At 63.9% G+C, this 12,599-nt stretch carries 10 protein-coding genes; 8 read left to right on the top strand and 2 right to left on the bottom strand.

What is annotated here, in order from left to right; all coding sequences use genetic code 11:
- Positions 1–121 precede the first annotated feature (121 nt).
- The 8 genes from HZZ13_RS27315 to HZZ13_RS27280 all read left to right on the top strand — a co-directional run bounded on the left by HZZ13_RS27315 (position 122) and on the right by HZZ13_RS27280 (position 9,881).
- The gene (locus tag HZZ13_RS27315; RefSeq protein ID WP_197962778.1) at positions 122–1,258 is read left to right on the top strand and encodes an acyl-CoA dehydrogenase family protein; all 1,137 of its coding nucleotides are present in this window, start codon (positions 122–124) and stop codon (positions 1,256–1,258) included.
- 123 nt (positions 1,259–1,381) lie between these two features.
- A complete protein-coding gene (locus HZZ13_RS27310; RefSeq protein ID WP_197962587.1) occupies positions 1,382–2,542 on the top strand; it encodes an acyl-CoA dehydrogenase family protein in 1,161 nt (386 codons plus the stop codon).
- A gap of 61 nt (positions 2,543–2,603) precedes the next feature.
- A complete protein-coding gene (locus tag HZZ13_RS27305; RefSeq protein ID WP_197962586.1) occupies positions 2,604–3,260 on the top strand; it encodes a glutathione S-transferase family protein in 657 nt (218 codons plus the stop codon).
- A 204-nt stretch (positions 3,261–3,464) separates the two neighbouring features.
- On the top strand, positions 3,465–4,265 hold the full coding sequence (locus tag HZZ13_RS27300; protein ID WP_197962585.1) for a helix-turn-helix domain-containing protein: 801 nt from the start codon (positions 3,465–3,467) through the stop codon (positions 4,263–4,265).
- A gap of 94 nt (positions 4,266–4,359) precedes the next feature.
- Positions 4,360–5,226, top strand: a complete 867-nt coding sequence (locus HZZ13_RS27295; RefSeq protein ID WP_197962584.1) for a beta-keto acid cleavage family enzyme — start codon at positions 4,360–4,362, stop codon at positions 5,224–5,226.
- Between the two features lie 121 nt (positions 5,227–5,347).
- Complete coding sequence (locus HZZ13_RS27290) at positions 5,348–6,964, top strand: acyl-CoA carboxylase subunit beta (protein WP_197962583.1); 1,617 nt, start codon at positions 5,348–5,350, stop codon at positions 6,962–6,964.
- The gene (locus tag HZZ13_RS27285) at positions 6,961–8,934 is read left to right on the top strand and encodes an acetyl-CoA carboxylase biotin carboxylase subunit (protein WP_197962582.1); all 1,974 of its coding nucleotides are present in this window, start codon (positions 6,961–6,963) and stop codon (positions 8,932–8,934) included. The genes HZZ13_RS27290 and HZZ13_RS27285 overlap by 4 nt, the downstream gene beginning before the upstream one ends.
- 143 nt (positions 8,935–9,077) lie before the next feature.
- On the top strand, positions 9,078–9,881 hold the full coding sequence (locus tag HZZ13_RS27280; protein ID WP_197962581.1) for a hypothetical protein: 804 nt from the start codon (positions 9,078–9,080) through the stop codon (positions 9,879–9,881).
- A 100-nt stretch (positions 9,882–9,981) separates the two neighbouring features.
- Here the strand turns inward: HZZ13_RS27280 and HZZ13_RS27275 are convergent, their stop codons facing one another.
- Together HZZ13_RS27275 and HZZ13_RS27270 are read right to left on the bottom strand one after the other, a co-directional pair.
- Positions 9,982–10,959 carry an ABC transporter substrate-binding protein gene (locus HZZ13_RS27275; protein ID WP_197962580.1) on the bottom strand — a complete coding sequence of 326 codons (978 nt, stop codon included), beginning with the start codon at positions 10,957–10,959 and terminating at the stop codon, positions 9,982–9,984.
- A gap of 170 nt (positions 10,960–11,129) precedes the next feature.
- A complete protein-coding gene (locus HZZ13_RS27270; RefSeq protein ID WP_197962579.1) occupies positions 11,130–12,101 on the bottom strand; it encodes an ABC transporter substrate-binding protein in 972 nt (323 codons plus the stop codon).
- Positions 12,102–12,599 lie beyond the last annotated feature (498 nt).

Below are 12,599 nucleotides of genomic sequence, written 5' to 3'. Positions count from 1 at the left end.
TTCTTGCGCTCAGTTGCTGCCTTGCTTGAAGCGTCCGCGCCAATCAGCCACTCCGCGCAAGTGAGCCGCCAAGGTTCCAGCCATGGTGGCCGAGACGAATCCGTTCGAGGCGAGTCTCGCGATGAAGAGCCCGTTCTATACCGCCGAGCACGACGCGTTCCGCGAGGTGATGCGGCGCTTCGTCGAGAAGGAGATCACGCCCTTCGCCCATGAATGGGACGAAGCCGGCGAATTCCCGCGCGAGCTCTATCGCAAGGCGGCCGAAATCGGCCTGCTGGGACTTGGATTCCCGGAGGAATATGGCGGCGTCGCAGCCGACCAGTTCATGAAGATCGTGGCGAGCCAGGAGCTTGCGCGCGCCGGCGCAGGCGGCGTCAGCGCCAGCCTGATGAGCCACACGATCGGCTCGCCGCCGATCGCGCGGGCGGCACGGGCCGAGGTGAAGGCGCGCGTGCTGCCGCAGGTGCTGGCCGGCGAGAAGATCTCCGCGCTGGCGATCACCGAGCCGGGCGGCGGCTCCGACGTCGCCAACCTGCGCACCCGGGCGCGGCGCGACGGCGATCACTACGTCGTGAGCGGCGAGAAGACCTTCATCACCTCAGGCATGCGTGCCGATTATCTGACCGTCGCGGTGCGGACCGGCGGCGAGGGCGCCGGCGGCGTCAGCCTGCTCCTGATCGAAGGCGATACGCCCGGCCTGTCCAGGACGAAACTCAAGAAGATGGGCTGGTGGGCCTCCGATACTGCGACGCTGCATTTCGACGACTGCCGCGTGCCCGCCGAAAATCTGATCGGCGAGGAGGGCCAAGGCTTCAAGATCATCATGCAGAACTTCAACAGCGAGCGCATGGGCATGGCCGCGAGCTGCACCGCCTTTGCCCGCGTCTGCCTCGACGAGGCGATCGCCTACGCAAAGGAGCGCAAGACCTTCGGCAAGCCGCTGGCGCAGCACCAGGTCATCCGCCACAAGATCGTCGACATGGCGCAGAAGGTCGCGGCTTCCCAGGCCATGCTGGAGATGCTGGCCTGGCGGCTCGAGCAGGGCGAGAGCCCGGTCGCCGAGATCTGTATGATGAAGAACCAGGCGACGCAGACCATGGCGTTCTGCGCCTCGGAAGCCGTGCAGATCTTCGGCGGCGCCGGCTTCATGCGCGGCATCAAGGCCGAGCGCATCTACCGCGAGGTCAAGGTCAACGCCATCGGCGGCGGCACCGAGGAGATCATGAAGGATCTGGCATCGCGGCAGATGGGGTTGTGAGCCCCACCATCATTCCGGGGCGACGCGAAGCGTCGAGCCCGGAATCCATCGGGCCGCACGTACCGTAGAAGAATGGATTCCGGGCTCGCGCTCCGCGCGCCCCGGAATGACAAAGGGGAAAGAATGCTATTCACCGCCGACCACGACGACATCCGCCGCTCCTTACAAAAATTCATCGCGGGCGAGATCAATCCTCACGTCGACGCGTGGGAAAAGGCCGACATTTTCCCGGCGCATGAGCTGTTCAAGAAGATGGGCAGCCTCGGCTTTCTCGGCCTGAACAAGCCGGTCGAGTTCGGCGGCTCGGGCCTCGACTATTCCTACGCGCTGATGATGGCGGAGGAGCTCGGGGCCATCACCTGCGGCGGCGTGCCGATGGCGATCGGGGTGCAGACCGACATGGCAACGCCGGCCTTGGCGCGGTTCGGCTCGGACGAGGTGCGACGCGAATTCCTGGCGCCCTCGATCTCCGGTGACTACGTCGCCTGTATCGGCGTCTCCGAGCCGGGCGCCGGCTCCGACGTCGCCTCGATCAAGACCCAGGCGCGCTCCGACGGCGACGATTACGTCATCAATGGCGGCAAGATGTGGATCACCAATGGCACCCAGGCCGACTGGATCTGCCTGCTCGCCAACACCGACGACGGCCCCGTTCACCGCAATAAGTCGCTGATCTGCGTGCCCATGAAGGCCAAGGGCGTCACGGTCGCGCGAAAACTCGACAAGATGGGCATGCGCTCCTCCGACACCGCGCAGATCTTCTTCCACAATGTCCGCGTGCCCAAGCGCAACCGGATCGGCGAGGAGGGCCAGGGCTTCACCTACCAGATGATCCAGTTCCAGGAGGAGCGCTTGTGGGGCGCGGCCGCCTGCCTCAAGGCGCACGAATACATCATCGAGCAGACCATCGAATACACCCGCAACCGCAAAGCCTTCGGCAAGTCGATCCTCGACAACCAGGTCGTGCACTTCAAGCTCGCGGAGATGCAGACCGAGGTCGAGCTCTTGCGCGCGCTGATCTATCGCGCCGGCGAGCAGCTGGTCGCCGGCGAGGATGTGACGCGGCTTGCGACCATGGCCAAGCTGAAGGCCGGCCGGCTCGGCCGCGAGCTCACCGACGCCTGCTTGCAATTTTGGGGCGGAATGGGCTTTACCAACGAGACGCCGGTCAGCCGCGCCTATCGCGACAGCCGCCTGACCTCGATCGGCGGCGGTGCCGACGAGGTCATGCTGATGGTCCTGTGCAAGATGATGGGCACGCTGCCTGGCAGTCATAAAGTTTGAGCATGATCTTGTCGGAAAACCGCTTCACACTTTTCCGGATCATGCTCTAGGGGAACGCCTGATGATCACGCTCTATCACTGCGATGCCGCGCGCTCGTTCCGTCCGCTCTGGATGCTGGAGGAGATGGGGCTGCCCTATGACTTGAAGATGCTGCCGTTCCCGCCGCGCGTTTTCGCCAAGGACTATCTCGCGCTCAATCCGCTCGGCACCATCCCCTTCGTGATCGATGGCGAGACCAGGATGACGGAGTCCTCCGGCATCTGCCATTACCTCGGCGTCAAATACGGCCCGACGCCGTTGATGGTCGGCCCCGAGGATCCCGCCTACGGGACGTTCCTGAACTGGATGTATTTCAGCGACGCCACGTTAACCTTCCCGCAAACGCTGGTGCTGAGATACACCCAGCTCGAGCCGGAGGAGCGCCGCAACCCGCAGGTCGCCACCGATTATGCGAAATGGTTCTTAGGGCGCCTGCGCGCGGTCGAGGCAGCGACCGCGAATGCCGAAACATTGTGCGCAGGCCGCTTCACCGCCGCTGACATTGTCATCGGTTATGCGCTTCGGCTCGCGAGCAATATCGGCCTTGCCAGGGATTTCGGGCCCAATGTCGCAGCCTATTGGGCGCGCCTGCAGCAGCGCGACGGCTACAAGCGCGCGGTTGCTGCGGAGCAAAAGGCCGGGGAGGAGCAGAATGTCGCGCCGCGGGTGAGGGCGTAGGTTCCAGAGCCGTCATTCCGGGCGATGCGCAGCATCGACCCGGAATCTCGCGCAGCAATCTCGAGGTTCCGGGTTCGCGCTGCGCGCGCCCCGGAACGACGCACTATGTCTTTTGACAGCGCTATCCTATCGTGACAGCGCCCAAATTTCCGCTAAGGTGACCTCCGTCCGCAGCGGCCCAAGAGCCGCGCGAGGAGGACCCCAATGGAATATAACGGTCGCGAATCCGACCACCTGATGCTGATCACGCCGGAGCGGGTGTTTTATGCAGGCCTGCTCGGCCGTCCCCGCAAACGGACACCCGGCTGCTGCCACGTCTATGTCGCGGTGAAGGGCAATCTGCACCTGACGATCGACGACGTTCTCGCCACCGGCGAGCTGTTCGTCACCCTGCCGAACCAGCGGCATTCCATCGCCAGCGACTATCGCACCGTGATCAGCGTGACGCTGGAGCCGGAAAGCATGCCGGATGGCGTGATCGAAGCCTTGGCCGCGCGCCTGACCGGACCCGACCAGGCCGCCTATGCCCGCAAGATCCTCGCCGCCTACGCCTTGCTGCGTCAGCGCCGCTATGGCGACATCACCACGGCCGAGTTTGACGAGATGTGCTTCGGCGAGGCGTTGCCGCGCCGCGTCTTGGATCCTCGGGTGATGCGTGCGGTGGCCCGCATCCAGCGCTTCTCCGGCGAGCCGGTGACGGCGGATACCTGCGCCGCTGAAGCCGGGCTGTCGGCCTCGCGCTTCCTGCATCTGTTCAAGGAGGAGACCGGCATCTCGTTCCGCTCCTTCCGGGCCTGGAAGCGCGCGCGGCATCTGCTGCACTTCGCCAACCAGGACCTCAACCTCGCCCATCTCGCGCAGGACATCGGCTATCCTGACTCGACCCATTTCAGCCATTCGATCCGCCGCTTCTACGGATTGAAGCCGCGCGCGATCTTCGTCGGCTCGCGCGATCTTGCGATCTATCGCAGCACCGAGACGGTGCGGATGGCGGAGGCTTCGTAGGACCTCCTTTCCCAGCTTCTCCGCGCAAGAAGCCGCATCTCGCGCGTCACATGATCGCCGCCGTTGAATTCTCAACGCGCGAGACATCGAACGCATGAGCGACAAGGCCGTCATCACCTGCGCGCTGAACGGCGTGCTCACCGACCCCAGGCAGCACAACGTGCCTGTCACGCCCGAAGAGATGGCGCGCGAGGCCAAGGCTGCGTTCGAGGCCGGCGCGTCCATCATGCACATCCATCTGCGCCAGCAGGCGCCGGGCAAGGGACATCTGCCGTCCTGGGAGGTCGCGGTCAGCAAGGAGATCCAGCAGGCGATCCGAGAGGCCTGCCCGGGCGTGATCATCAACCACACCTCGGGCGTGTCAGGGCCGAATTATTCAGGCGCGCTCGACTGCATCCGCCAGACCCGGCCGGAGATCGCCGCCTGCAACGCCGGTTCGCTGAATTACCTGAAGGTGAAGGCAGACAACAGCTGGGCCTGGCCGCCGATGATGTTCGACAATGCGGTCGAGAAGGTGAAGGACTATCTCGACGTCATGAACGCGGTCGGCACCATCCCCGAGTTCGAATGCTTCGACGTCGGCATCGTCCGCTGCGTCGGCATGTACACCCAGGTCGGCATGTACAAGGGCCCGCTCGAGTACAATTTCGTCATGGGCGTTGCCTCCGGCATGCCTGCCGATCCCGAATTGCTGTCGATCCTGTTGAAGCTGAAGCGTCCCGAGGCGCATTGGCAGGTCACCGCCATCGGCCGCGAGGAGATCTGGCCGCTGCACCAGCGCTGCGCCGACCTCGGCGGTCACTTGCGTACCGGCCTCGAGGACACCTTCTATCTCGCCGACGGCAAGAAGGTGACGTCGAACGGTCAGCTGGTCGAAGCCGTCGCCGCCTGCGCAAGGCGCGCCGGCCGCGAGATCGCGTCGCCGGCGGAAGCGCGGAAGATCTTTGGGACGAACAGGTAGTCACACACTCCGTCATTCCGGGATGGCCCGAAGGGCCAGGCCCGGAATCCATAACCACGATCGGGAGTATGGATTCCGGGCTCGCGCTCCGCGCGCCCCGGAATGACGGGCAGGAGCACTAATGTCCACCATCGAAAACTCCATATCCCCCGGCAGCGCCGCCTACCAGGCCAATCGCGACGGCATGCTCGCGCTGATCGGCCGCATGCGCGCGCTGGAGGAGCGCACGCGCGCGGCGTCCGCGGCGGCCAAGGACCGCTTCCACAAGCGCGGCCAGCTGCTGCCGCGCGAGCGCGTCGCGCTGGTGCTCGATCCCGGCGCGCCCTTCATCGAGCTGTCGACGCTCGCCGGCTACATGTTCGACGTGCCGGATGCGAGCAAGAGCGTGCCGGGCGGCGGCGTCATCGCCGGCATCGGCTTTGTCTCGGGCATCCGCTGCATGGTCAGCGCCAGCGATTCCGGCATCGATGCCGGCGCGCTGCAGCCTTACGGCCTCGACAAGACGCTGCGGGTGCAGGAGCTCGCGCTGGAGAACAAGCTGCCTTACGTCCAGCTGGTCGAAAGCGCCGGCGCCAATTTGCTGCGCTACCGCGTCGAGGATTTCGTGCGCGGCGGCAACATCTTTCGCAACCTGGCACGGCTCTCGGCGGCGGGACTGCCGGTCGTCACCGTCACGCACGGCTCCTCCACCGCGGGCGGCGCCTACCAGACCGGCCTCTCCGACTACATCGTCATGGTCCGCGGCCGCACCCGCGCCTTCCTCGCCGGGCCGCCGCTGCTGAAAGCCGCCACCGGCGAGATCGCGACCGAGGAAGAGCTCGGCGGCGCCGAGATGCACACGCAAATCTCCGGCCTCGGCGACTATCTCGCCGAGGACGATCGCGACGCACTTCGCATCGCGCGCGAGATCATGGCGGCGCTGCAATGGGAGCGGCCGGGCAAAGCCTCAGTGCAGTTCAAGCCGCCGCGCTACGACCAGGACGAGCTGCTCGGCATCATGCCGATGGACCACAAGCGCCCCGTCGACATGAAACAGGTGATCGCGCGCATCGTCGACGATTCCGATTTCACCGAGATGGCGCCGAATTACGGCCCGGCCACCGTTTGCGGCCATGCTCGCATCGAGGGCCAGGCGATCGGCATCATCACCAATAACGGCCCGCTCGATCCCGCCGGCGCCAACAAGGCGACGCATTTCATCCAGGCCTGCTGCCAGACTCGCACGCCGCTGCTCTATCTCAACAACACCACCGGCTACATGGTCGGCAAGGCCTATGAAGAGGCCGGCATGATCAAGCACGGCTCCAAGATGATCCAGGCGGTGACGTCGGCGACGGTGCCGCAGATCACGATCTATTGCGGCGCCTCGTTCGGTGCCGGCAATTACGGCATGTGCGGCCGCGGTTTCCATCCGCGCTTCTGCTTCTCCTGGCCCAACGCCAAGACCGCCGTGATGGGCGGCGAGCAGGCCGCCGAGACCATGGCGATCGTGACCGAGGCCGCAGCGGCCCGCCGCGGCAAGCCGATCGAGAAGGACAGGCTGGAGGCGATGAAGGCTGAGATCATCGGCGTGTTCGACGGCCAGATGGACGTGTTCTCGACCAGCGCCCGCGTGCTTGACGACGGCGTGATCGATCCGCGCGACACCCGCGCGGTGCTGTCGGAGGTGCTCGCGATCTGCCGCGAAGGCGATGCGCGCACACCCCAGCGCATGCAGTTTTCGGTGGCCCGCCCATGAGGAACGGAACAGTGCAGCAGCGGCCGTTCTTCAAGCTTCTGGTCGCCAACCGCGGCGAGATCGCGCTGCGCGTGATGCGCAGCGCGCGAAAACTCGGCCTTGGCGTCGTCGCGGTCTATTCCGATGCGGATCGCAATGCGCTCCATGTGCGCGAGGCCAATCAGGCCGTGCGCATCGGCGAAGCCTTGCCGGCGCAATCCTATCTCAACATTCCCGCGATCATCGCCGCAACCAAGGCCAGCGGCGCGGATGCCGTTCACCCCGGCTACGGCTTCCTCGCCGAGAACGAAGAGTTTGCGCGCGCCTGCAAGGACGCCGGCCTGGTCTTCATCGGCCCGTCGCCGCAAGCGATCGAGGCGATGGGCAACAAGGCCGGCGCGAAGGAGATCATGAAGACGGCCGGCGTGCCGATCGTGCCCGGCTACCAGGGCGCCGACCAGGACGACGACGTCATGCTCGCCGAAGCCAGGAAGATCGGCTTTCCCGTGATGATCAAGGCGGTCGCCGGCGGCGGCGGGCGCGGCATGCGGCTCGTCTCCGATGCGGCGTCTTTCCCCGATGCGCTGCGCAGCGCGCGGTCGGAAGCGAAGGCCGCATTCGGCGATCCCACACTCATCCTCGAACGCGCGATTCAGAATCCTCGACACATCGAGATCCAGGTGTTCGGCGACAGCCACGGCAACGCCATCCATCTCGGCGAGCGCGACTGCTCGGTGCAGCGGAGGCACCAGAAGCTGATCGAGGAGGCGCCGTCGCCGGCGGTCACGCCGGAGCTGCGCGCGAAGATGGGCGAGGTCGCCGTCGCCGCGGTGAATGCGCTGCGCTATGAGGGCGCCGGCACGCTGGAATTCCTGCTCGATGCCAGCGGCGCGTTCTACTTCATGGAGATGAACACGCGCCTGCAGGTCGAGCATCCCGTCACCGAGGCGATCACCGGGCTCGATCTCGTCGAACTGCAGCTGCGCATCGCGCGCGGCGAACCGCTGCCGATCAAGCAGCAGGACGTCAAGTTTTCCGGCCACGCCATCGAGGTGCGGCTCTGCTCGGAAGATGCCGGGCAGGATTTCATGCCGCAGTCCGGCCGCATGGCGCGCTGGCAGGTGCCGGAGGGCATCCGCGTCGAGCACGCGTTGCAATCGGGCTCGGAGATCCCGCCGTTCTACGATTCCATGATCGCCAAGGTGATCAGCCACGGCGCCACGCGCGAGGAGGCGAGGGGACGGCTGATCGTCGGCCTGGAGCAGCTCACCGCGTTCGGCGTGACGACCAATCAGGCGTTCCTAATGTCGTGTCTGCGCCATCCCGGCTTTGCCAGGGGCGAGGCGACGACGGCGTTCATCGGTACTTATCGCGACGAGCTGCTGGCTCCGCGTGCGGATGCGGCATTCGTGATGGCGCTGGCAGGCCTGCTGCTCTACGTCACGGCCCCGCGCGCGCCGTCGTGGCAGGCCGGGCGGAGCCTCGCCGCCACCTTTCCGCTGCCGGCGAAAATCGAGATCGCCGGCCACGCGCACGAGCTCGAAGTTACGCGCGAGCGCGACGGCAGCTACATCGTCGTCGCCGAAGGCCGCCAGGAGAAGTTCGAGATCGACCAGCTCGGTCCCGACGTCATCCGCTTCCGCCACGCCGGCGTGATGGACAGCGCCAAATTCCTGCGCGACGGCGATCGGCTCTATCTCCAGCACCGCGGCATTCCGCTCGCGGTCACCGATCTCACCCTCGCCGCACCGCAGGCCGCGGCAAGCAATGGCGACGGCAAGGTTCGCGCCGCCATGAACGGCCGCGTCGTCGCCGTCCTGGTCAAGCCCGGCGACAGCGTCAGCGCCGGCCAGCCGGTGCTGACGCTGGAAGCGATGAAGATGGAGCACGTCCACAAGGCCGGCATCGACGGTGTCGTCAGCGCGATCGATGTTGCCGAAGGCGAGCAGGTGACCACGGGACGGATCGTGGCGGAGATCGGCGCTGGGTAGTCGCTCCGCCCCGCCTCGCTGACCATAAATACGAGCGATTTCAATAAGGTTGCAGCTCGCAAAACTTGCTCACAATCTCGATTGAACATTGTTCATTTTCAGGATACGAATATTGAACGTTGTTCATTTTATTGGAGTCTCGCATGTTGCACGCAGACGATCCCGCCCGAGCGGCCAATGCCAGGCTATCTTCACTGTCTTGCCGTTTCGCGCTTGGCGCGCTGCAGGCTCGCGAAAAATACCTGCTGGGTGCTCTCTTCGTCCTGACGTTGACCGCGCTCTTCGCGCCCGCATTGCCCGCCGCCGCCTGGCACATCCCGCATTTCGTCGACAACCGCACCTGGCTCGGCGTGCCCAATGCCGGCGACGTGCTGAGCAATCTCGCTTTCCTCGCGATGGGTGTGTGGGGCTCGGAGCGCCTGCGCGCCAGAAATGATGCGCCCGTCGGTGCGAGCTGGTTCTTCGTCGGACTGATCCTCACCTGCCTGGGCTCGGGCTTCTATCATCTCGACCCCGACGTGCCGCAACGGCTCGTGGCCGATCGTCTCGGCATGGCGGTCGCATTCGCAGGCTTTCTCGGCATCGCGGCCAGCGATCGGATCAGCACGCGCGCAGGCGAAGCGGTGCTGGTGCTGACGATGATCGCGGGCCTGCTAGCTGCCTGGGTGGCACGCGAGAATCTCACGCCCTGGGTGGTGGTGCAGTTCGGCGGCATGGCGCTGGCAGTGGGCCTCGCGTTCACACGCCCGCGGCCTGGCGCACTCGGCGTGCCGCTCGGCGGCGTCATCGCCTTCTATGTGCTGGCCAAGCTTCTCGAGCTGGGTGATGTGACGGTGTTCGAGGCGACCGGCCACGTGGTTTCGGGCCACACGCTCAAACATCTCGCCGCCGCGCTCGCGGCCTTGCCGGTGATCCGGGCGCTGTCATCTAGGCCGTGGACTCGTTAAGCGGCTGGCCGCCGCCTGATGTCCGCTTAAGCCCTGACACCGGCGGAGAAGCAGCAATCTTCCAATGTCGCTGAAGGGCCAACACCCGACATCGACCATCTCATTCGATCACTTCATCTGCGCGTGCGAGAAGAGTTGATGGAATGCTGAGACCTAGGGCTTTGGCGGTCCTTAAATTTACTATCAACTCAAAACGCGTTGGCTGTTGAACAGGCAGGTCGGCAGGGCTCGTGCCTTTGATAATCCTGTCTACGAAATATGCACCACGGCGCCACAAGTCGATGGAGTCCGGCCCGTACATAAGCAGGCCGCCGGCTTTCATGAACTCATTGAGCGGATACATGACGGGTAATCGCTCTTTGGCCGCGAGACCTGTGATCCGGGGAGCTTGCGACGCTGTCACGGCATCGGAAAGAAACACAGCCGCCTGAACTTGATTTTTTACCATCGATGCAAATGCGGGCTCAATGCCGGCAGGGTCGACAATATCAACTGGAACTGCCGTGATCCCCAATGACGCGGCAACTCTTTCTGTTTCCTGCCACATAGGTGCGAATGTTGCGATAGAGGGGTTACGAACGATGGCTACACGCTTAAGATCGGGAATGACTTCCTTGAGAATTTCTAGGCGCTTACCGCTCAGCTCAGGGGCAATATTGCTCAACCCGGTGATACTGCCGCCGGGCCGCGCTAGACTTGCAACGAACCCCGCCTCGACGGGGTCCCCCACCGCAGTCATCACGATCGGGATATCTTTAGTGGCGCGCTGTGCAGCCGCGATGGCCGGACGGCTTGAAACGACCATGACGTCGACTTTCGCTGCGATCAGTTCGCTGGCGAGCACGGGCAGGTCCGCTATCTCGCCGTCGGCATAGCGTTCCACAAGTTCAATATTGCTACCGAGCGCATACCCAAATTGCGACATGCCTTCAAGGAAGGCAGAAAGCGCCGAGCGCGTCGTTGCAGCTGACGTTGTTGCAAGAATGCCGATTCTATGGGGTTTTGGTTGGGCGCGGCCAACTAGAGGCCACGCAGCTACCAGGCTGCAGACCAAGGTTACGAATTCTCGCCGCTTCATGCATGGCTCCTAGGCCCACGAAACAGACTGTATCAGTCAGATTGGCATTCTAAATGGAGCACAGATTGGACGTGGATCGCCACTGGCAAATGTCGCAGATGGGTCACAAGCCGGTCCTGGAACGGCTGCTTGCGGCGCGTCGGCTGTGGGCCAACAACGGAAGTCGCGCCTTATTCGATCACCTCGTCGGCACGGGCGAGCAGCGATGGGGGGATTTGGATGCCCAAGGAGCGCGCGGTTGCCGAGTTGAAAACCAAATTGAACTCCGTAGGCTGCTGAATGGGCAGATCATCCGGCCGAGCACCTTTTAGAATACGTGCGGCGTAAGTGCCGATTTTTTGAAAAGTTCCGACAAGGCTGGGCCCGTAGCTCATCAAGCCACCGGCCGCCGGAAATTCGCGGAATTCGTAGGAGGCCGGAAGCGAATGTCGATTTGCCAATGCGACAATTTGCGCACGCAGGTTAAAAAACATTGCATCGTTGCTGACGAGCACTGCCCCGACTTGGGCACTGACTAGCTGCCTGAATGCTGGTTCGAGGTCATCCGGGTTGCGCGCCTTGGCGACTTTCAAGGGCCGCCCGGTCGAACGGGCAATTTCGTCGATTTCCTGCAGCAGGTCTTGATTGTCAGGGTTTACCAAAAATCCGATGGTAGCGTTTTGCTGGAGCAGCTCCTGAATCAGTTCGAGACGCTTGAGGACAAGCGTCGCTGTCATCATAGATATTCCCGTGGCGTTGCCTCCGGGATGAGCGAAGCTCTTTGCCAGCCCGAGCTTCACCGGGTCTGACGCGATTATGAATACGATCGGAATGGTTGAAGTTGCCCTCCTCGCGGCGAGCGCAACTACATTGCCCCCTCCGATGATCAAGGCCGGATTGAGGTGCAAGAGCTCTTGTGCGAGCTCCGGAAGCCTATCGTGGTTTCCTCGTGCCCACCTACGTTCTATCGTGACGTTTCTTCCGACCATGTAACCACTCTCCGCGAGACCTCTTTCGAACGCTGCGTCATAAGAGCTCGTCATGTCAGGTGACCCCACGGACAGCACACCAATGATAGGTACCGCCGACTGTTGCGCGCTCGCCGCAAGCGGCCATAGAGGTGCCGCACCGACAAGAAGCGTGATGAACTTGCGCCGTCTCATGTCCGCTCCCAAGCTCTCATGCGGATCGTAGCGGTCTAGGCGGGCACAATGATAGAGGCTTGAAACCGCCATGACAGCCCATTGTCGCACCGCACAGCCAATGTCGTAGTTGGGTCAAAGGCTGCCCTTCGCGTCTCCACATGGGTTTCCGCTCGGCCCTCGGAAGCGGACTGTGCGAGGCCAACAGGGGAAGCCAGCCACGGGCCATTAAGCGACATTGCCAAGTCGAGGCTATCAATTGAACCGCGGGCGTAGGGCGGCGCCGCAGGGCGCGCGGCGCGCTGATATGTGCTAAGCTTTTCTGGCCGGTTAAGCATCGGGAGAGGATTGTGACGCGACGCGAGTTCATCACACTCGTCAGCAGCGCGGCGGCAATCCGACCGCTCGGCGCGCGTGCAGAGCGCCCGCCAGAACGTGTCCTCTATTTCACATACTCGGCCGGCTATCGGCACGACGTCATACCACTTTCCGAAGCAATCCTGACGCAGCTTGGAAGGA

This window comes from Bradyrhizobium agreste (assembly GCF_016031625.1).
In the GTDB taxonomy this organism is placed as follows: Bacteria; Pseudomonadota; Alphaproteobacteria; order Rhizobiales; family Xanthobacteraceae; genus Bradyrhizobium; species Bradyrhizobium agreste.
Note: the sequence above shows the minus strand (reverse complement) of the source record. Positions and strands in the feature narration are given on the sequence as shown.

Coding starts and splice junctions, on each gene's coding strand:
- HZZ13_RS27310 (WP_197962587.1), top strand. CDS start 1,382: ATGCTATTCACCGCCGACCACGACGACATCCGCCGCTCCTTACAAAAA.
- HZZ13_RS27295 (WP_197962584.1), top strand. CDS start 4,360: ATGAGCGACAAGGCCGTCATCACCTGCGCGCTGAACGGCGTGCTCACC.
- HZZ13_RS27315 (WP_197962778.1), top strand. CDS start 122: ATGAAGAGCCCGTTCTATACCGCCGAGCACGACGCGTTCCGCGAGGTG.
- HZZ13_RS27300 (WP_197962585.1), top strand. CDS start 3,465: ATGGAATATAACGGTCGCGAATCCGACCACCTGATGCTGATCACGCCG.
- HZZ13_RS27305 (WP_197962586.1), top strand. CDS start 2,604: ATGATCACGCTCTATCACTGCGATGCCGCGCGCTCGTTCCGTCCGCTC.
- HZZ13_RS27275 (WP_197962580.1), bottom strand. CDS start 10,959: ATGAAGCGGCGAGAATTCGTAACCTTGGTCTGCAGCCTGGTAGCTGCG.
- HZZ13_RS27280 (WP_197962581.1), top strand. CDS start 9,078: ATGTTGCACGCAGACGATCCCGCCCGAGCGGCCAATGCCAGGCTATCT.
- HZZ13_RS27270 (WP_197962579.1), bottom strand. CDS start 12,101: ATGAGACGGCGCAAGTTCATCACGCTTCTTGTCGGTGCGGCACCTCTA.
- HZZ13_RS27290 (WP_197962583.1), top strand. CDS start 5,348: ATGTCCACCATCGAAAACTCCATATCCCCCGGCAGCGCCGCCTACCAG.
- HZZ13_RS27285 (WP_197962582.1), top strand. CDS start 6,961: ATGAGGAACGGAACAGTGCAGCAGCGGCCGTTCTTCAAGCTTCTGGTC.